The following is a 17,850-nucleotide window of genomic DNA, read 5'->3' as shown; positions in this document are numbered from 1 at the left end:
AATCCATGTGTCTATCCATCCCCTCTCAGGTGGTGCAGCTGCACCCCGAAGATAACTGCGTCACCGTCGATACCCTGGGGGTGCAGCGGCGCGTCAGCTGCATGCTGCTCGAAGAGCCTCTCAACATTGGCGACTATGTGCTGCTCCATATCGGCTTTGTGATGAGCAAGATTGACGAAGAGGAGGCGCAGGCCAGCCTCGAGAGCTTCCGCCAGATGGTGGCCCTGATGCCAGAGCAGGATATTTTGCCATGCTGACCCTCAATGATCTCTTTCAGGGCTTTCGCCAGCCCGAGGTGATCCGCGCCCTCGCCGCGCAAATTACCGAGCTTGCCAAAGATCTGCCCGAGCCGCTGCGGGTGATGGAGGTGTGCGGCGGCCATACCCACACCATCATGAAGTACGGCCTGCACCAGCTGCTGCCGGCCAGCATCGAGTTCGTCCACGGCCCCGGCTGCCCGGTCTGCATCATGCCCAAAGAGCGCATCGATCAGGCCATCGAGCTGGCTAGCCAGCCCAGCGTCATTCTGGTCACCCTGGGGGACATGATCCGGGTGCCGGGATCCAGGGGCACGCTGGCCCAGCAACGGGCCAAGGGGAGCGATATCCGCCCGGTCTATGACCCCCTCGATGCACTGCGTATCGCCCGTGAGAATCCGGAGAAAACCGTGGTCTTCTTCGCCATCGGTTTCGAGACCTCCACCCCCATGACCGCCGCCTTGCTGGCTGCGGCTGAAGCTGAGGGGATTGAGAACCTGCTGTTTCATATCAACCATGTGCTGGTGCCCCCCGCCATTCATGCGGTGATGGCCGACGGGGTGGCCAAGGTGAACGCCTTTATCGGCCCCTCTCACGTCAGCGTCATTACCGGCGCCGATATCTACCTGCCCATCGTCGATCGCTATCAGGTGCCTGTGGTGGTTAGCGGCTTCGAGCCTGTGGACGTGATGGAGGCGCTCTTGATGATGGTGCGCCAGAAGGTGGAGGGTCGCTACGCACTGGAGGTGCAATACAGCCGCGCCGTTACCGCCAGTGGCAATAAAGCCGCCCAGCGGCTGGTCGAGCGCTTTTTCGAGACCCGCGAGCACTTTCGCTGGCGAGGTCTGGGGGATATCAACGCCTCCGCCCTGCGCCTGCGCGATGCCTTTGCCAAGCGCGATGCAGAGCGTCACTTTCAACTCAGTGAGACCCCCATCGATGACCACAAGGCGTGCCAGTGCGCCGATATCCTGCGCGGCCTGGCCAAACCGAACCAGTGCAACGTCTTTGGCCGGGGCTGCACCCCGACCCAACCCATGGGCAGCTGCATGGTCAGCTCCGAAGGGGCCTGCAATGCCTACTACCGATATATGGGGATCCAGGAACGATGAGAGAAATCCAACTTAGTCACGGCGGCGGCGGCGTGGAGATGAATCAGCTGATCAACCAGCTCTTCTTTCGCCACTTTGGCAACGAGATCCTGCTGCGCGGTGAAGATGCCGCCCTGCTGCCGGTAGAGGGCCCCGTCGCCTTCACCACCGACAGCTTTACCGTCTCGCCGCTGTTCTTCGAGGGGGGCGATATCGGCAAGCTGGCCATCGCCGGCACGGTCAACGATCTCGCCATGATGGGGGCCAAGCCCGAGTATCTTAGCTGCAGTTTTATCATCGAGGAGGGTTTCCCCTACGCCGATCTCGCCCGCATCGTCGAGTCGATGGCGGCCGAGCTTGCCAAGAGCGGCGCCCGTATCGTCTGCGGCGACACCAAGGTGGTGCCCAAGGGAGCCGCCGACAAGATCTTTATCAACACCAGCGGGGTCGGCACTTTCCCGCTGCCTGAGCAGAGCCGGGACATATCGGTACGGAGCCTCAAGGCCGGTGACGCCATTCTGGTGTCGCGGGATATCGGCAGCCACGGCGCCTGCATCCTGATGGCTCGCGATGCCCTGCAACTGGGCTCTGATCTGAAAAGCGACTGCACAACCCTCTGGCCACAGGTAGAAGCGCTGCTGCAGGCAGGCATTACCCCGCACGCCCTGCGCGATGCCACCCGCGGTGGCCTTGCCGCCGTGCTCAACGAGTGGAGCAGCGCCTCCCAGGTGGCCATCGAGCTGGAGGAGTCCGCCATTCCGGTGTGCGATCCGGTGCGTGGCCTGTGCGAGCTCTACGGTTTCGAGCCCCATGATCTCGCCAACGAGGGGACCATGGTGCTGGCCCTGCCTGCCGAACAGGCGCAGGACGCGCTGGGCATCTTGCGGCAGTTCAACCCCTCAGCCAGCCAGATCGGCGTGGTGCAGGCGAGCGATCGCCACAAGGTGATCCTCAATAACCCCTGGGGCAGCCGCCGTTATCTGGAGCTGCCGCAGGGGGAGCTGCTGCCGCGGATCTGTTGAGCGGCCATGCCGTTCCGTCAATTACAGAGGGGAGTCACACCTCCCCATATCGGTTAAGGAGCCACCATGCACGAAATGTCTCTGGCCATGGCCGCCATCGATCTGGCAGCCGAGCAGGCCACCCAGCGGGGCTTTAACAAGGTGACCGCCCTCTGGCTCGAGGTCGGCAGCTTCTCCTGCGTCGACCCGGACACCATTGCCTTCTGTTTCGAGGCTGCCGCCAAGGGCACCGCCGTCGAAGGAGCCCAGCTTCACTTTCAGCACCAGGCGGCAGAAGCCTGGTGTTACGACTGCAACAAGACGGTCACCCTCACCGAGCGCGGGCAGGCCTGTCCCGAATGTGGCGGATACAAATTACGAGTCGCGCAGGGGAACAGCCTGCGCATCACCGACATCGAGGTAAGTTGATATGTGTAGCGTATGCGGATGCGGCCAGGCGCGGATCGCCGGCCATAAAGATGATCACGACCATGCACACCCCCACGAGCACGCTCATGAGCGCCATCATGACCACGAGCAGAGCGCGCCGCGCACCCTGATCATTCACCACCACTACCACCACCAGGGGGATGTCCATCACCACTACCATGGCATGGCTCCCGCCCTCCTGGCGGCTCAGCCAAGTGCCCACGGGAATGATCACACCCATGACCACGGCCACAAGCATGGTCATCATCATGATCACCCTCATAAGCACGGCCACGAACATGACCACCACCATGATCACGCCCACTCTCATGACCACGGCCATTCCCATGCGCATCCCCATGATCACAGCCATGACCATGACCATGACCATGACCATGACCATGACCATGACCATCAGCAGGGTGAGCTGCACTACGGCAAAGGGGAAGCGGGATTGTCGGTTCCGGGCATGGGGCAGCGCCAGCTGATCGCCATCGAGATGGATGTGCTGGCCAAGAACAACGCGCTGGCGGCCCACAACCGCGAACACTTCGACGAAGCGGCCCAACTGGTGCTCAACCTGGTCTCTAGCCCGGGTTCAGGCAAAACCACCCTGCTGTGCGAAACCCTGCGCCAGCTGGCCGACAAGCGCCCCTGCGCGGTGATCGAAGGGGATCAGCAGACAAGCAGAGATGCGGATCGCATCCGTGCCACCGGTGTCCCTGCCGTGCAGATCAACACCGGCAAGGGCTGCCATCTGGACGCCAAAATGGTTCACGATGCCTGCCACCAGCTGCCCGCCAATCAAGGGGGCATCCTCTTTATCGAGAACGTGGGCAATCTGGTCTGCCCCGCCAGCTTCGATCTCGGCGAGAAGTACAAGGTAGCGATCCTCTCCGTCACCGAGGGGGAAGAGAAGCCGCTGAAATACCCGGATATGTTTGCCGCCGCCCAGCTGATGGTGATCAACAAGATTGATCTGCTGCCCTACGTCAGCTTTGACGTGGCACGCTGCATCGAGAACGCCAAACGGGTCAACCCCTATATTCAGGTGGTCCAGGTCAGCGCCACTACCGGTGAAGGGATGGATGCCTGGCTGAACTGGCTGGCCACGGCCTGAACCAGAACCGGTTAAATGCCGCTGATAACGGTAGAAAACAAAAGAGGGAGGCTGATGCCTCCCTCTCTTTTATCTGCGCTTTGCCAACGGTTCTCTCTGTACAGAATGGCCAGCGACTCATACTCGCGTCCCCTCACCCTGGCCCTCTCCCCAAGGTGAGGGAATCGGTTTGTGGATGTCGCGACTATACGACTCCCTCAACCCCCTCAGGGGGCGCTTCGAGCATAACAACCAGCCATATTTTCAAACCCAGAGGTTCTCCAAACCCTAAACCCCGAGCGTGGTGAGATGGCACCTTCTGCTCCCTTCTCCCCTTGCGGGAGAAGGGCTGGGGATGAGGGGGAAGCCAATCCTCAGGCCACGCTACGGGCCATCGCCTCCTGCTCCGCAGGCACCTCACCAAAGCGCAGCACCCGATGGCAGATCTGGCGCAGCAGCGCCTGCTGGTGACTGAATATCACCATGCCAAGCCCGCGCTGTTCGCACTCAACCATCAACTCCTGCCAGAGCTGGCGCTGGATTTGCGGATCCAGCTGGGCGGTCACCTCGTCGGCAATCAGCAGTCGGGTGCGTGGATCGAGGGCGCGCAGCAGCGCGATGCGGGCCAGTTCGCCGCCAGAGAGCTGGCCAGGTTTACGACTGAGCCACGCAGGCTTGACCATAAAGCGGGCCAGCATTGCGTCATCGGGGCGCCATACATCCCAGAGCGCCTGCCCGGTGGTGCGATAGGGATTGAATGTGAGCTCCGGGTGCTGGGGCACCAGCTGGATGGGGTTATAGCCTTTTACCTGTTCAGGCACCGGCTGTCCATCCAGCAGGATCTGCCCGCCGGCCCCAACCGGTTGCCAACCCGCCAATACCCGCCCCAGCGTGGTCTTGCCATGGCCACTCGGCGCAGAGATGCCGAGCCGTTCGCCCGCTTTCACCGTCAGCGATAATCCCTGCCAGAGGGGACGTTTCCCCTGCGCGATAGTGAGATTTCGTACTTTCAACATCAGGAAACCTCCGGCACAGAGAAGAGCGCGTTGAACTCCGGCAGCGCCTGCCAGTGGGCTCTGAGCATCTCGCTCCCCTGCCCCTGGCGCAGATGGTGGCTGCTCAAGATGTCACTTACTTGGCCCTGATGCAGGGCCACGATGCGATCGGCAAACCGGGCCGCCAGCGCCAGATCGTGGGTCACCCAGAGGATACCGCTGCCCTGATTGGCCAATTCACGCAACTGGCCGAGCAGCAGACAGGCCAGCCCCTCGTCGAGCCAAGCGGTGATCTCGTCTGCCAGAATGTAGCGGGCACCGCCGAGCGCCGCAGTGCAGGCCAGAATGCGCTTGGCCATGCCACCTGAGAGCTGGCGCGGATAGCTGTCCAGCGTGGCGGCGGGCAGCTGGTAGCGCAGCAGTTGCTCGCCGAGCCGCTCGCGGGAACCGCTCTGGCCGCAGAGGCGTGCCGCCCGCCCCAGCTGACGCTCCACCGTCAACAGTGGATTGAGGGCGCTTACCCCCTGTGGCACATAACAGAGGGTGTGGCCACGCAGACGGGCGCGGCTGGCATCGCACAGGGGCACGCCATCAAGGGAGATGGCGCCGCGCATGCGCAGGTTGTCCGGCAGCAATGTCAGAGCGCTTTGCAGCAGCAGGCTCTTGCCCTCGCCGCTCCCTCCCACCAGCGCCACTATCTCCCCCGGCGCCAGTTGCAGGCTGATATCGGTCAACAAAGGCTGCCAGCTGCGCCGCCCCAGCCAGGAGTAGTGGGCCGCCTCTATGGTCACCTGATCAAAACTCAGCATGGTTCACTCCTGTGCCACAACAGCTGTTGCAACGCGCGGGTAGCCTGATCAAACAGCAGTACCAGCAGCAGCAACATCAGTCCCGGGAAGAGGGCCAGCCACCAGCCACCGCCGGCCAGATATCGCAGGGCATCGGCCAGCAGCAGGCCCAGCGAGGCCTCGTGGGCCGCCAGACCAAAGCCGAGAAAGCTCAAGGCCGCGCTGTGTAGTACCGCATGGGGAAACATCAGCAGGGTGCCGATAAACCACTGGGGCAACAGCCCCGGCAACAGGTGGGTACGCCAGCGACGCAGCGCCCCCATCCCCTGACAGCGGGCCAGCACCACATAGTCGCTGCAGGCGATCCGCCGCGCTTCTGCGCAAAGGATCAGCGCCAACTTGGGCCAGTGGGTGAGTGCCACCGCCAGGATCACTCCGCGCATACCGCCCCCCACGGTAAAGCAGATGAGGGTCAGCAGCAGCATATGGGGCAGCGCCAGCATGGCATCGATCAGCAGCCGCACCGCCGCATCACATCTGGGGTGAATGAGCGACACGCTTGCCGCCACCATGGCCAGCAGGCCACTGCAGAGAGCAGTACTGATGCCTAACTCCAGACTGGTGAGGGTGCCCTGGAAGGCCCGCAACCAGAGATCCCGCCCCATCTGATCGGTGCCAAACCAGTGGGTCAGCGAGGGGGGCTGCTGGCGCGCCAGCAGATCCATCGGCACATCCTGATGAGAGAGGCTCCAGCCGTAAGTTGCCAGCAGCGCCAATCCGAGCAGGGCAAAAACCAGCCGCAGTATGGAGGGAAGCGGATTAAACAGCATGCTCACCCTCCCAGCCCCGATTGATGCGGGCCAGCAGCAAACTGGCCACTGTGTTGCCAATAAAGACCAGCAGGGTGCAGAAAAGCACGATTCCCATCAGCAGGGGAATATCCCCCCGCAGCCCTGCATCCACGGTGGCCTGGCCGAGCCCCGGATAGGAGAAAACCTTCTCCGCCAGCAGGGATCCGCCAATCAGCTCACCAAGGGAGGCAAACTGCAGGCAGAGCGCCGGGGTCAGGGCGTGGCGCAGCACATGAAAACGCAGCATGGGCCAGCCGCCATCCCCCTGAGCACGGGCGTAGCGGATAAAGTCGCTCTCCAGCACCTCGGCCACCCGCCCCCGGGTGTGCAGGGCGATGTTGCCAAGCCCGAGCAGGGTCAAGGTCGCCACCGGCAGCAGCAGATGACGCAACCGCATGACCCAATCCGCCTCATCGGCAGCGAGCCCCGGCGTCCAGGCGCAGCAGACCGGCAGTAGCGGCCAGTGCACCGCAAACAGGGCGAGCAGCAACAGGCCGACCCAGAAGGTGGGCAGGGAGGCGAGCAGGTAAGCAAAGCGGCAAATAAAGCGATCGGGCCAGCGGTTGAGATAGCGACCGGCGCTGAGGCCCAGCAACATCCCGAAAAAGCCGGAGAGCAGCCAGGCGCCCGCCAGCAGCAGGAAAGAGGCGGCAAAGCGCTGGCCTATGACTTCACCCACAGGCGCGTTGTAGAGCATGGAGTAACCGAGATCCCCCCGCAGCACCTGGCTGAACCAGTGCCAGTAGCGCAGCCAGAGCGGCTGATCCAGCCCCCAGCGAGCGGCGATCCGGGCGTACTGCTCCGGCGGCACATGCAGCAGATCGTTGCCGATATAGGCCTTGATGGGATCGATGGGGGAGTAACTCAGCAGCACAAAGGTGGCGACCGAGACCAGACATAACAGCCCTGCCAGACGCAGCAGGGCTTTTAGAGTGGCAGTCATCATAGTGGACGAACTTAACGGCACGTCCACCGCCAATCCTGCAGGTTGTTGAGCAGGGACCAGCTACCGTGGATTTCCGGCGCCCCCTTGCCAAGGTCGATGCAGCGATTGGCCAGATAAGTGTGCTGCACGTTGAGCAGCCAGGCCCAGGCCGCATCTCCCTGCACTCCGGCGCCGGTCTTGCCATCCCACTCCACCTGCTGCCAGAACGGCACGGCCGCCTGCCAGTTCGGGGCATCCAGCGCCTGCTTGAGGTGGCTATCCACCACAGGGTTGCTGTAGTAGCCCGGATTGTAGAACTCCACGCCACCGGAGCCGCTCTGGTAGTGGTGATAGAGCTCCATGGGATCCAGACTCCCCCACCCCATCAGCACCGGATTGGCGTGCATCTCGCGCTCCACCTGCTCCCAGCTGCCGGACTTGAGGCTCACCTTGAGGCCGATGGGTCCCAGCATGGCCCGCACCGCTTCCGCCAGATCCCGGCGAGTGCTGTCGCCGCTGGTGTACCAGAGGGTAAAGGCGGCGCGCAGGTCGCCCTTGTGGCGAACGCCGTCGCTGCCCATCTGCCAGCCTGCCTCATCGAGCAGGGCATTGGCATGGGCAACATCGCCATCCTTGAAGGCGGTGGCCTTGTTCAGCCAGGGCAAGCCTTCCACCGCGCTGTAGGCGGGAATGGCGTGCCCTTCCAGCAGCTGGTCGGCCAGCAACTTGCGGTCGATGGCGTAGTTGATGGCGCGGCGCACCGCTACATCCGAGGTCACGTCGTTGCCGATGGGATAACCCTTGGCATCTTTTTTACCAGCAGGAGGAATGGGGAAGACGATGCCACGGTTCTCGACACTCGGCCGCACCCAGAGCTTGAGGGAAGCAGGCACGGTTGGCGCCAGTGACGGGGCAATGCGCACCAGGTCGAGCTGGTTGCTCTGGGCGGCGGCATAGGCGCTCTCCTCGTCGATAAAGACAAACACCAGCCGTTTGAAATCATTGTTGCCGCCGGCGTAATGGGGGTTGGCCTCCACCACTAGCTGCTGACCGGGCAGGAAGCTCACCAGCCGGTAAGGCCCGGCGCCGATCGGATGGCGGGCGTAAGTCTTGGGATCGTAATCCCGCTTCGACACTATCCCCAAAGATCCCAGCACGTTGAAGAAGGTGCTCTGGGGGGCGCTAAGAGTGATGGCAACCTCGGTAGGCGAGAGCACCTTGGCCGAGACAAAGTTGCCCATATCGATCTTGCCGCCACCCTGGGCTGCGCTGTTGTAGGTGAAGGCCACGTCTTCGGCGGTGAGGGGCGCGCCGTTGGAGAATGTCAGGTTCGGCTTGAGGCGGATAAGCCACCCCTTGCCATCCTGGTTCGGAGTCACCGATTGGGTGAGCACATTCTGCCAGCTGAGGTCGGCGTTCTGTTTGAGCAGCGGACTGTGCAGCAGCAGGTAGCTGCCGTGGCTCCAGCCAAGCAGAGGGTCAAACCCTTCGGTGGGCTCACTGCCGATGGCGAGCTTGAGTTCGGCGGGGACGGGCTGGGCAGCCAGCGCCATGGACGAGAAACCGCCCGATAGCAGGGCCAGCAGGGGTAGTGCCCGCACCAGGACTGGCGCACCAAGCAGGCCATCGACGCGGCCATGTTCAATCTTCATCATGATCCTTGTTCCCAGGATTCACTCGCAGAGATGCAACGCCACCTCAATGAGGCGAGTGAGGGGCCCATGCCGGCCCCTGTGTCAAACTGACGCGCCCGGTTGTCGGCACGCCTTGGTCTCAGGACTTTCGTCCCCCGAACAGTCGTCGGCGCCCCAGATCCACGCCGCCCTCCCCCTGCTGCACCGGAAGCGAAAGCAGCATCTTGAGGGTGCTGCTCACCAGCGCCCGCCCCTCGTCGGCCCCCAGATGCGGGTCGATGGGGGACATGAGCGAGCAGGCCAGCAACTGCCCCGTCTCGGGCAATGCCCCCACCATAAAGGTCAGGTTGCCGCAGGGGAGCTGCAGGGCGAGCCGATCGCGGCTGCCACGCACCGGCCAAAGCTGATCCGGCCCCGGCAGCACTACCACGCTCAACATCCAGGGGGTGAGCACGCAGCCGAGCCACTGCCCTTCAAACAGGGTGCACTCTGCGACTATGGGCATGGTGGCGTGATAGAAGGGCAGCGCCTGCATCTCTTGCTGCGCGATCCGCTCGTACTGGGCTACCAGCAATGGCGCGGGATTCGCGGCAAAACCGGCGAACTCCTGCGCCGACTCTGTCGCGGCTTCGTTCACTGTCTTGTTCACTACCTCATTCACAATGGATTGCGCCATAGGCCCTCCCGCGCTCGCTCGGCCTTCTCCTGCTCAAAGAGCGGAATGGCCGGAGCTCCCAGGCTGGCCAGCAGGGTCAGGATCCGATCCGTCGCCTCCCCCATGGCAGCCGCCACCACGGGGGTGAGGCCGATGCGGGGTTCGAGGGATTCGGGCTCGACCCCGATCAGGGTGAGCCGCCTGGGGGACTCCCCCGTCATGTGCAGCGCCGAGAGCACGTCCGCCAGCCCCAGCTGATGGGGGGAGATCTTGCGACCGAACAGGGTCGGGATCGCTTCATCTTTCAGGGTCACCACGGTGCCCGGCGGATTGCCGCTGCGCACCGCGTCCGCCAGTATGATGTGGTCGCGACTGGCCATCGATTCGAGCAGCTCCATGCCAGCGGTGCCGCCGTCAAGCAGCTCGATGCCAGGGGCGAAGCGGTAGTCGCGCTCCAGCCCCTCGACGATGCGCACGCCGACGGCCTCATCGCTCAAGAGCAAGTTGCCCACGCCCAGGATCAGGGTGTTCATAACAGCACCTTCACCTGAGTTGTTTCACCACTCTGGGTATCCACCACGTGCACCGCGCAGGACATGCAGGGATCGAACGAGTGGATGGTGCGCACCACCTCCAGCGGCTTGCCGGGATCCGCCACCGGGGTGCCTACCAGGGATTGCTCGTAGGGGCCGGGCTCGTCGTTGAAGTTGCGCGGGCCCGAGTTCCAGGTCGACGGCACCACCGCCTGATAGTTCTCGATCTTGCCACCCTTGATGACTACCCAGTGGGAGAGCATACCGCGCGGCGCCTCTTCAAAGCCCACCCCGCGAAACTCCTTGTCCGCCGGGATCTCGGTCTTGATGTAGGCGCTGGAATCCCCCTTGCCGATGTTGTCCACCAGCGCCTGCCACTGGTGAGACAGGGTATCTTTGAGCACGCAGCAGCGCACCGCGCGGCCGATGATGCGGCCCAGGGTGGAGTGCAGCTGTTCGGTCTTGATGGCCGAGCCGGTCAGTGCCTTGTAGATGCCATTCAGCTGATCGAAGTGCGCCACAGTCCCGGGGTGCTTGGCGGCCAGCTTCACCAGGAGGTCTGCGAGGGGCCCCACCTCCACCACCTTGCCGTAGAAGGTGGGGGATTTGACCCAGGAGTACTTGCCGTCATCCTGCCAGCCGGTGTAGTCGGGCTCAGTCTTGCCCTCCCAGGGCTTGAGGGGGACGTCATCCTTGTACCAGGCGTGCTTGTTGCTCTCGGCGATGCCATCCATCAGCCAGGCATCCTGATGGCTCTCGATGGGGCGATAGCCGGCCAGATCGCCGTTCTCGATGTAGCCCCCCGGCATCAGGAAGCTGCCGCCGTCACCGTCGGTGGGCAGCTCCGGCACGCTCAGGTAGTGCCTGGCCCCCTGCCCCAGGTTCAGCCACTCGGGGTAGTGGGCGGCGATGATGGCGGCATCCACCTTGTAGACCTGCTCGATGAACTCGCCGAGCCGGTCGATAAAGCTCTTCACGTAGAGCAACCGCTCCAGGTTGAGCACGCTCGGCGCATCCAGGTTGATGGGGTTGGCCACGCCGCCCACCGCCAGGTTCTGGATGTGGGGGGTCTTGCCGCCGAGGATGGCGACGATGCGGTTGGCATCGCGCTGGCACTCCAGCGCCTGCAGGTAGTGGGCCACGGCGATGAGGTTCACCTCCGGGCTCAGCTTCATCGCCTTGTGGCCCCAGTAGCCGTTGGCGAAGATGCCGAGCTGGCCGCTCGCCACCAGGGCGCGGATCTTCTCCTGCACCTTGGCGAGCTCCTCGGCGCTGTTGAGGGACCAGGTCGATACCCCCTTGAGCATGTCCGCCGCCTTCTGCGGGTTGGCCTCGAGGGCCGCCGTGATGTCCACCCAATCCAGCGCGGAGAGCTGATAGAAGTGGACGATGTGATCGTGGATGTTGTGGGCTGCAATGATCAGGTTGCGGATGTACTGGGCATTGACCGGCACCTTGGCGCCGATGGCGTTCTCCACCGCCCGCACAGAGGCGATGGCGTGAATGGAGGTACATACCCCGCAGATGCGTTGCACTATCATCCAGGCATCGCGCGGGTCGTTGCCCTTGACGATCTCCTCCATCCCGCGCCACATGGTGCCGGACGACCAGGCCTTGGTGACGACGCCGCCTTCGATTTCACAGTCGATACGCAGGTGACCCTCGATGCGGGTGATGGGGTCTATGGTGATACGTTGGCTCATACGTTGGCTTTCCCTCGGGCCTGATAATCTTGGTGAACACGTTCAAGTGATGGCAGTACCGGCAACAGCCGGATCAACAGCAAATAGGCACACACCTCGATGGCAACGAAGCCCAAGGAGATCAGCACTTCCGCCGCGGAGGGGAAGTAGTGGTAGCCATTGCCGGGGTTGAAGGCGAGCAGGGAGTAGTCCAGTCGCCAGAGGGCGGCGCCCAGCAGCATGCTGAGGGCCCCCAGGAACAACATGCGGGAATCCCGGCGGCTCTTGTCCCAGTGGAATACCAGCAGCGGGAAGATCATCAGCGCGATCTCGCTCCAGAACATCAAGGCGTAGCGATTCCACTGGGAGAGGTACTCCGACTTGTCGTGGATGACGATCTCGGCAAAGCGCAGCGCCACAAACAGGATCAGGAAGATGTCGATCACCTGGGTCAGCTTGTAGAACAGCGACTTCTCGTTGGGGCCGCGCCCCGCCAATCCGGCCTGCACCAAAGAGCCCTCAAATACCACGATGGAGAAGCCCATGATGAAGGCGGTCAGAAGCGAAAAGACCGGCAGCAGCTCGTAGCTTTGCCAGAGCGGATGGATCTTCTCCCCCGCCACTATCATCAAAGAGCCCATCGAGGATTGGTGCATGGTGGGCAGCAGGGCCCCCAGCGCCAGGATGAAGAACATGATCTTGTTGAGCCGCGCCATGGAGGCCTTCCAGCCGAACTTCTCCAGGAGCACGGGCGCAAACTCCAGCGCCATCACCCCGATGTAGATGGTCATGCAGACCGCCGTCTCGAACAGCACCGAGGAGGTGTTGAAGTGACCGGGCAGGTAGAAATAGGGCAGGTTCCAGTAACGGCCGACGTCGATGGTGATGGAGAGGCCCCCCAGCGAGTAGCCAAACAGGCTAGCCAGCAGGGCCGGTCGCACCAGCGGGTGATACTCGCCCCGGTTGAAAACGTAGACCGCCCAGGCCAGTGCCCAGCCACCGCAGGCGAAACCGGTGCCGATCAAAAGGTCAAAGGAGATCCAGAGCCCCCAGGGGTAGCCGCCGTTCAAGTCGGTGACCGAGCCCAGCCCGAAGATGAGGCGTTTGAGGATCAGCATGCCGCACAGGATGACGAACGGCGCCAGCACCATGACCGGCCAGCTGACCAGTCTGCCCCCCAGCGGATGTGCCTTGTGATTACTCATGGTCCTTGCCTCCCGTATTCTGGTCATGACCCTTGCTCTGGCCATGGCTGGCATCATCCCCCTCTCCCCCGCCATGCTGCTTGGCATTGCGGCGAATGAGTACCGAGAGCCCGGTCAGCACCACCAGCGGCAGCACCATCCCCTTGTAGAGGGTGTGCTGGATATGCTCGGAGCGCGCCCCGGAGGAGAGCTCCGGCAAGTCAGGCATGTCGAGCTTGGTGTAGGGCACCCCGGCCAGCACCAGCACCTGAGTACCGCCCCCCTCCTTCTCGCCATAGACGTAAGGCTGGTAGTTGGGCACTTCGTGCAGGTAGGGATCGTTGGCGCTGAAGGTCTGGCGCGGGTAGGCATATTCGCTGCCCGGGGTGGCCAGCAGCCGGCGCTTGGCTTCGGCCATCAGCGCCTCGCGGGTGCCGAAGATGACGGCGCCGGTGGGGCACACCTCGACGCAGCCGGGCAGCTTGCCCTGATCGATGCGCTCAAGCCCTTTCTGGTTGCAGAGCTCGCACTTGTGGATCGCCCCGAACGGGTTGTCGTAGTCATATTTGGGCACGTCGAACGGGCAGCCCACCATGCAGTAGCGGCAGCCGGTGCAGACATCCGGGTCGTAGTGGACGATGCCGGTCTTGGGATCCTTGGTCAGCGCCTGCACCGGGCAGACGGAGACGCAGTTGGGATCGACACAGTGCATGCACTGCTTCTTGATGTAGGCATAACCATCCACCAGCTGATCCTTGTGCTCACCCGCGCCGCTCTTCCACACCTGAATGATGTTGTTGGTGTAGGGGCTCAGCTTGTCGTTGTTGGACCAGGTTGCTTCCCCGGCCGGATTGGCCGGGTTGCCGTTGAGGCGCTGACACTCCGCCACGCAGGCCTGGCAGCCGATGCAGAGGGTGGAGTCGTAGAGCATGCCGAGTGCACCGGGAATGGGCGGCTTGTTCTCGGCCGCCGCCAGGGCAGTGCCGGAGACGGTGGTGCCCGCCGCCAGCGCACCGACGGAGGCGAATTTGAGAAAATTGCGTCTGTTCACGGTCACTCCTCCCGTGAGGTGTGCTGCCCGGCTTCATGGCGCTTCTGCTGGCGACCGAGCTCGCGCACCGTCATCAGACTCACCCCGACCAGCACCCCGAGCGCCCCACCGATAAGGCCGGTGGCGGTGGGCGACATGTGTCCTCCCTCCAGGATGGCCACGTCGGGCTTGTTCACCCGCGGGGTGGGATTCTCCACCTTGGCGAGCTGGAAGATCCCCTTGCTGAAACCCACCCCCTGCTCGTTGCAGCCATAGCAGGGATGGCCGATGCCCACCGGCCAGATGCCGCCGCCCACGTCGCAGAACTCCAGGGTCGAGCAGTTGCCGTAGGTCTCCGGCCCCTTGCAGCCAAGATGGTAGAGACACCAGCCCTGACGGTGGCCCTCGTCGCCGAACTCCTTGGCGAAGCGACCGGCGTCGAAGTGCGGGCGACGCTCGCAGTTTTCGTGGATGAGCCGCTCATAGGCAAACAGCGGCCGCTTCTTGGCATCGAGCGCCGGCAGCTTGCCGTAGGTGATGTAGTAAGCGACCGTGGTGAGGAAATTGTGGGGGTTGGGCGGGCAGCCCGGGATATTGATAATCGGCGTGCCGAGGTTGCCGAGGGCCTCTTCCAGGCTGACGGCGCCGGTCGGGTTGCCACCGCTGGCGGGCACCCCGCCCCAGGCGGCGCAGGAGCCGATGGCGATGACGGCGGCCGCGTCACTGGCGGCACGGCGAATATGGTCGACGATGGGCTCGCCAGCCACCATGCAGTAGATGCCGCCATCTTTAAGCGGGATGGAGCCATCCACCACCAGCACATACTTGCCCTTGTAACGTTCCATGGCGTTGTGCTTGTTCTCTTCGGCCTGATGACCGAAGGCCGCCGAGAGCACCTCGTGGTACTCCAGCGAAATGGTGTTGAGGATCAAGTTCTCGATGGTGGGGTGGGTGGCGCGCAGCAGCGATTCAGTGCAACCGGTACACTCCTGCGCCCCTATCCAGATCACCGGCGGCCGCTCGGGGCTGGTGAGCGCGGTGGCCATCTTGGCGACGGCGTGTTGGCTTAATCCAAGGGTTGCGGCCATCCCGGCGCACAATTTCATAAAGTCACGGCGATTAATTCCATGAGCCGATAAAAAAGTATCCTCGACCATTCTTCTTATTCCCGTCAGTGAGCATTGTTTGACAAATGCTTAATTGCGGGAATGCTATGCCTTCCCCTCCCCCTTTATGTTGATCTCCATCAAGTGACGGAACATTATTCAAATAGAAAACTCATCATCATGGATTTAAAAACTCCATATATAGCATAGACTTAGAAAGCATGGTGTGGGCCACTAAAATACCCACTAGGGGGTATTTTTGCGTGTTATTGAATTTAATTCATTTAAATTACCCGTTAGTTCGTGATGTTAAATAATCAGAATGAAAGCGTTGTCACACTATTTTATCCAATATTTATGCTACCAGTTACAGGCTTTTTTCCGCGTCAAAAGTAGCTAAAAATATATACCTTTAAATTTTATTTAATTATATGTCACCAACCAAAATGAACGCGCAAACGATATTTATTATCAGCTTTTAAGAAATAACCCGCCCTGCTGTTCAAGGCTGATCTTCGCCGCTTGATTAATTAACCGGCCCACATCCATGCTTCATCATCCCTGGCCACGGATGACCTGTCTCTCCGGCCGCGTGCGCCACCAAGCCGGCCACAAGCTTTCTTGGTGGCGTACACCACTCGCCGGTTCGACGAGATGCCCTCTTTAATCCGGCAGTTCCACCTTCACCCCCCATGGAGCTGGTAGCCTGCTTTTCTCCTCTGCCATGCACCTGCCCCTCCCCGCACCTTGGCCAGTGGTCGGCAACCCCACCTGCACGCAGCCGGTGCGAAAAACCGCCAACAATGTGCGAAAACGGCTCGATCCCCCTCCCGTTTTAAGGGGAAAAACCAGTGATAAATATTGCCCGATAGGGAGCCAGAGAAAGCGTTGGCAGGGAAATTTATACCGAGGAATATTCCGTATTTTGCGCATTTACGCATTCCTATTCGCCACATAATTTACCAACAAAAAAACAACTGATAACATCTTTTTACATTTTAAAGCATATAAAAAACATGATTCAGTGACCCCCGTTTGCTCGTCCCGGCAGCCAGGATCACCGGATCGGGATTGAAACCATCAGCCAACTACTCATCGAGCAGACACCCGACCCATGATGAACACAGTTACGGCCAGCATCGATATCGATGCACTCCAGCACAATTTCACCGTGGTGCGCCGCCATGCCCCCCACAGCAAGATCATCGCGGTACTCAAGGCCAATGCCTATGGCCATGGGCTGCTGCAGGTGGCCCACGCCCTCGCCCAGGCCGATGCCTATGCGGTGGCAAGGGTCGAGGAGGCGCTGGTGCTGCGTGCCAACGCCATCACCAAGCCCATTCTGGTGCTGGGAGGCTTCTTCAGTGCCGAGGCGCTGCCGCTGCTGGCGAAACACGAACTGCAAACCACCTTGCATACCTGGGAACAGCTGGCACTGCTCGAGCAGGCCAGTCTGCCCGCCCCCATCAAGGTGTGGCTCAAGCTCGATACCGGAATGAACCGGCTCGGGCTGCGCACCCTGGAGCTGCCCGCCTTCATCGAGCGGCTGAGCCATTGTCGCAACGTGGTGCAGCCGTTCCATCTGATGACGCACTTCAGCCAGTCCGATGAGCAGGATACCCAGGCCACCCGGCTGCAGATCGAGGAATTCAACCGCCTCTCTGCTCATCTGCCGGGCGAGCGGGCCATGGCCAACTCCGCCGGCATCCTCGCCTGGCCGGCATCGCGCAGCGACTGGATCCGACCCGGCCTCATGCTCTACGGCGCCTCCCCGTTTACCGGTCAGCTTGCCGCCGACCATGACCTGCGCCCGGTCATGAATCTCAAGAGCCAGCTCATCGCCACCCGCGCCTGCCAGCAGGGCGAGGCGGTCGGCTATGGAGGACACTGGGTGGCGGATCGAAATACTACCCTCGGCGTGGTGGGCGCGGGATATGGCGATGGTTACCCCCGCATGGCGCCCGAAGGTACCCCCATGCTGATCAATGGCCGCCGGGTGCCCATCGTGGGTCGGGTTTCCATGGACATGATCACCGTCGATCTGGGGCCGGCGGCCAGCGACAAGGTGGGAGACGAGGTGACGCTGTGGGGGGAAGGGTTGCCGGTGGAACAGGTGGCCGAAAAGATAGGCACCATCCCCTACGAGCTGCTGACCCGCCTGACCAGCCGGGTCCATCTGACGCACTGTGACAAACGCGAACAGATGCCGATGTTGAAGCTGGCCTGAGCAAGCGGTCTGAGACCGGCCACAGAGAAGTGTCAAACCAGCCCTTGATAAACAAAAGGCCCCGTCTTTCGACGGGGCCTTTTGTTTTATTTGGCGGTAAGGGAGGGATGATTCGCCACTGCGTGGCTCACCCCTTCGGGGCGGCCTGCGGCCGTTCATCCCGGCAAGCTGCTCTGCTCGAACCCGGCGAGGGTTCTCACCCCCCTCTTCGAGATGAGCTGATGACACTTCCCCAAAGCAAAAAACCGACCATGAGGTCGGTTTTTTGCAATTTGGCGGTGAGGGAGGGATTCGAACCCTCGATACGTTGCCGTATACACACTTTCCAGGCGTGCTCCTTCAGCCACTCGGACACCTCACCAA

17 protein-coding genes, 1 tRNA gene and 1 other RNA gene are annotated in these 17,850 nt (G+C 62.1%); 6 read left to right on the top strand and 13 right to left on the bottom strand.

What is annotated here, in order from left to right; translation table 11 throughout:
• Window positions 1-5 precede the first annotated feature (5 nt).
• From AB5Y47_RS07480 to hypB, 5 genes are all read left to right on the top strand, one after another.
• The gene (locus AB5Y47_RS07480) at window positions 6-257 is read left to right on the top strand and encodes a HypC/HybG/HupF family hydrogenase formation chaperone (RefSeq protein WP_021230224.1); all 252 of its coding nucleotides are present in this window, start codon (window positions 6-8) and stop codon (window positions 255-257) included.
• Window positions 251-1,369: a hydrogenase formation protein HypD gene (gene hypD / locus AB5Y47_RS07475; RefSeq protein ID WP_368220083.1), complete on the top strand. Its 1,119-nt coding sequence runs from the start codon at window positions 251-253 to the stop codon at window positions 1,367-1,369. Before AB5Y47_RS07480 ends, hypD begins: the two co-directional genes overlap by 7 nt.
• Entirely contained in the window at window positions 1,366-2,370 is a 1,005-nt protein-coding gene (gene hypE, locus AB5Y47_RS07470) for a hydrogenase expression/formation protein HypE (protein ID WP_368220082.1), read from the top strand. Before hypD ends, hypE begins: the two co-directional genes overlap by 4 nt.
• Before the next feature lie 66 nt (window positions 2,371-2,436).
• Window positions 2,437-2,778, top strand: coding sequence for a hydrogenase maturation nickel metallochaperone HypA (gene hypA, locus AB5Y47_RS07465; RefSeq protein ID WP_234579447.1), 342 nt, complete (start codon window positions 2,437-2,439; stop codon window positions 2,776-2,778).
• Window position 2,779: 1 nt separating this feature from the next.
• Window positions 2,780-3,898: a hydrogenase nickel incorporation protein HypB gene (gene hypB, locus AB5Y47_RS07460; RefSeq protein ID WP_368220081.1), complete on the top strand. Its 1,119-nt coding sequence runs from the start codon at window positions 2,780-2,782 to the stop codon at window positions 3,896-3,898.
• A 353-nt stretch (window positions 3,899-4,251) separates the two neighbouring features.
• Here hypB and AB5Y47_RS07455 read toward each other — a convergent pair whose 3' ends face one another.
• The 11 genes from AB5Y47_RS07455 to hybO all read right to left on the bottom strand — a co-directional run bounded on the left by AB5Y47_RS07455 (window position 4,252) and on the right by hybO (window position 15,311).
• A complete protein-coding gene (locus tag AB5Y47_RS07455) occupies window positions 4,252-4,893 on the bottom strand; it encodes an ATP-binding cassette domain-containing protein (protein ID WP_368220080.1) in 642 nt (213 codons plus the stop codon).
• Window positions 4,893-5,681: an ATP-binding cassette domain-containing protein gene (locus AB5Y47_RS07450; RefSeq protein WP_368220079.1), complete on the bottom strand. Its 789-nt coding sequence runs from the start codon at window positions 5,679-5,681 to the stop codon at window positions 4,893-4,895. Before AB5Y47_RS07450 ends, AB5Y47_RS07455 begins: the two co-directional genes overlap by 1 nt.
• Window positions 5,675-6,490 carry an ABC transporter permease gene (locus AB5Y47_RS07445; protein ID WP_368220078.1) on the bottom strand — a complete coding sequence of 272 codons (816 nt, stop codon included), beginning with the start codon at window positions 6,488-6,490 and terminating at the stop codon, window positions 5,675-5,677. Before AB5Y47_RS07445 ends, AB5Y47_RS07450 begins: the two co-directional genes overlap by 7 nt.
• On the bottom strand, window positions 6,480-7,457 hold the full coding sequence (locus tag AB5Y47_RS07440; RefSeq protein WP_368220077.1) for an ABC transporter permease: 978 nt from the start codon (window positions 7,455-7,457) through the stop codon (window positions 6,480-6,482). The genes AB5Y47_RS07445 and AB5Y47_RS07440 overlap by 11 nt, the downstream gene beginning before the upstream one ends.
• A gap of 11 nt (window positions 7,458-7,468) precedes the next feature.
• A complete protein-coding gene (locus AB5Y47_RS07435) occupies window positions 7,469-9,088 on the bottom strand; it encodes an ABC transporter substrate-binding protein (RefSeq protein WP_368220076.1) in 1,620 nt (539 codons plus the stop codon).
• 121 nt (window positions 9,089-9,209) lie between these two features.
• Window positions 9,210-9,746, bottom strand: coding sequence for a hydrogenase-2 assembly chaperone (gene hybE, locus AB5Y47_RS07430; protein ID WP_368220075.1), 537 nt, complete (start codon window positions 9,744-9,746; stop codon window positions 9,210-9,212).
• Window positions 9,728-10,258, bottom strand: coding sequence for a HyaD/HybD family hydrogenase maturation endopeptidase (locus AB5Y47_RS07425; protein ID WP_368220074.1), 531 nt, complete (start codon window positions 10,256-10,258; stop codon window positions 9,728-9,730). The genes hybE and AB5Y47_RS07425 overlap by 19 nt, the downstream gene beginning before the upstream one ends.
• Entirely contained in the window at window positions 10,255-11,961 is a 1,707-nt protein-coding gene (gene hybC / locus AB5Y47_RS07420) for a hydrogenase 2 large subunit (protein ID WP_368220073.1), read from the bottom strand. Before hybC ends, AB5Y47_RS07425 begins: the two co-directional genes overlap by 4 nt.
• Window positions 11,958-13,145 (bottom strand): Ni/Fe-hydrogenase cytochrome b subunit, encoded by a 1,188-nt coding sequence (gene hybB / locus AB5Y47_RS07415; RefSeq protein ID WP_368220072.1) that lies wholly within the window; start codon window positions 13,143-13,145, stop codon window positions 11,958-11,960. Before hybB ends, hybC begins: the two co-directional genes overlap by 4 nt.
• Window positions 13,138-14,175 carry a hydrogenase 2 operon protein HybA gene (hybA, locus tag AB5Y47_RS07410; protein WP_069652625.1) on the bottom strand — a complete coding sequence of 346 codons (1,038 nt, stop codon included), beginning with the start codon at window positions 14,173-14,175 and terminating at the stop codon, window positions 13,138-13,140. Before hybA ends, hybB begins: the two co-directional genes overlap by 8 nt.
• Window positions 14,176-14,177: 2 nt before the next feature.
• Entirely contained in the window at window positions 14,178-15,311 is a 1,134-nt protein-coding gene (gene hybO / locus AB5Y47_RS07405) for a hydrogenase 2 small subunit (RefSeq protein ID WP_368220071.1), read from the bottom strand.
• A 1,063-nt stretch (window positions 15,312-16,374) separates the two neighbouring features.
• On the opposite strand from hybO, the gene alr reads away from it, so the two are divergent.
• Window positions 16,375-17,487, top strand: a complete 1,113-nt coding sequence (gene alr, locus AB5Y47_RS07400; RefSeq protein ID WP_216944125.1) for an alanine racemase — start codon at window positions 16,375-16,377, stop codon at window positions 17,485-17,487.
• A gap of 91 nt (window positions 17,488-17,578) precedes the next feature.
• Here alr and AB5Y47_RS07395 read toward each other — a convergent pair.
• Window positions 17,579-17,708: non-coding RNA, RtT sRNA (locus AB5Y47_RS07395), on the bottom strand.
• Window positions 17,709-17,760: 52 nt separating this feature from the next.
• A tRNA-Ser gene (locus tag AB5Y47_RS07390) sits at window positions 17,761-17,848 on the bottom strand.
• Between the last annotated feature and the right edge of the window lie 2 nt (window positions 17,849-17,850).

The sequence above is a fragment of the Aeromonas sp. R7-2 genome (assembly GCF_040908105.1).
In the GTDB taxonomy this organism is placed as follows: domain Bacteria; phylum Pseudomonadota; class Gammaproteobacteria; order Enterobacterales; family Aeromonadaceae; genus Aeromonas; species Aeromonas caviae.
Note: the sequence above shows the minus strand (reverse complement) of the source record. Positions and strands in the feature narration are given on the sequence as shown.

Excerpts from the sequence above, each read along its gene's own strand:
- AB5Y47_RS07480 (WP_021230224.1), top strand. The coding sequence starts at position 6 with ATGTGTCTATCCATCCCCTCTCAGGTGGTGCAGCTGCACCCCGAAGAT.
- hypD (WP_368220083.1), top strand. The coding sequence starts at position 251 with ATGCTGACCCTCAATGATCTCTTTCAGGGCTTTCGCCAGCCCGAGGTG.
- hypE (WP_368220082.1), top strand. The coding sequence starts at position 1,366 with ATGAGAGAAATCCAACTTAGTCACGGCGGCGGCGGCGTGGAGATGAAT.
- hypA (WP_234579447.1), top strand. The coding sequence starts at position 2,437 with ATGCACGAAATGTCTCTGGCCATGGCCGCCATCGATCTGGCAGCCGAG.
- hypB (WP_368220081.1), top strand. The coding sequence starts at position 2,780 with ATGTGTAGCGTATGCGGATGCGGCCAGGCGCGGATCGCCGGCCATAAA.
- AB5Y47_RS07455 (WP_368220080.1), bottom strand. The coding sequence starts at position 4,893 with ATGTTGAAAGTACGAAATCTCACTATCGCGCAGGGGAAACGTCCCCTC.
- AB5Y47_RS07450 (WP_368220079.1), bottom strand. The coding sequence starts at position 5,681 with ATGCTGAGTTTTGATCAGGTGACCATAGAGGCGGCCCACTACTCCTGG.
- AB5Y47_RS07445 (WP_368220078.1), bottom strand. The coding sequence starts at position 6,490 with ATGCTGTTTAATCCGCTTCCCTCCATACTGCGGCTGGTTTTTGCCCTG.
- AB5Y47_RS07440 (WP_368220077.1), bottom strand. The coding sequence starts at position 7,457 with ATGATGACTGCCACTCTAAAAGCCCTGCTGCGTCTGGCAGGGCTGTTA.
- AB5Y47_RS07435 (WP_368220076.1), bottom strand. The coding sequence starts at position 9,088 with ATGAAGATTGAACATGGCCGCGTCGATGGCCTGCTTGGTGCGCCAGTC.
- hybE (WP_368220075.1), bottom strand. The coding sequence starts at position 9,746 with ATGGCGCAATCCATTGTGAATGAGGTAGTGAACAAGACAGTGAACGAA.
- AB5Y47_RS07425 (WP_368220074.1), bottom strand. The coding sequence starts at position 10,258 with ATGAACACCCTGATCCTGGGCGTGGGCAACTTGCTCTTGAGCGATGAG.
- hybC (WP_368220073.1), bottom strand. The coding sequence starts at position 11,961 with ATGAGCCAACGTATCACCATAGACCCCATCACCCGCATCGAGGGTCAC.
- hybB (WP_368220072.1), bottom strand. The coding sequence starts at position 13,145 with ATGAGTAATCACAAGGCACATCCGCTGGGGGGCAGACTGGTCAGCTGG.
- hybO (WP_368220071.1), bottom strand. The coding sequence starts at position 15,311 with ATGGTCGAGGATACTTTTTTATCGGCTCATGGAATTAATCGCCGTGAC.
- alr (WP_216944125.1), top strand. The coding sequence starts at position 16,375 with ATGATGAACACAGTTACGGCCAGCATCGATATCGATGCACTCCAGCAC.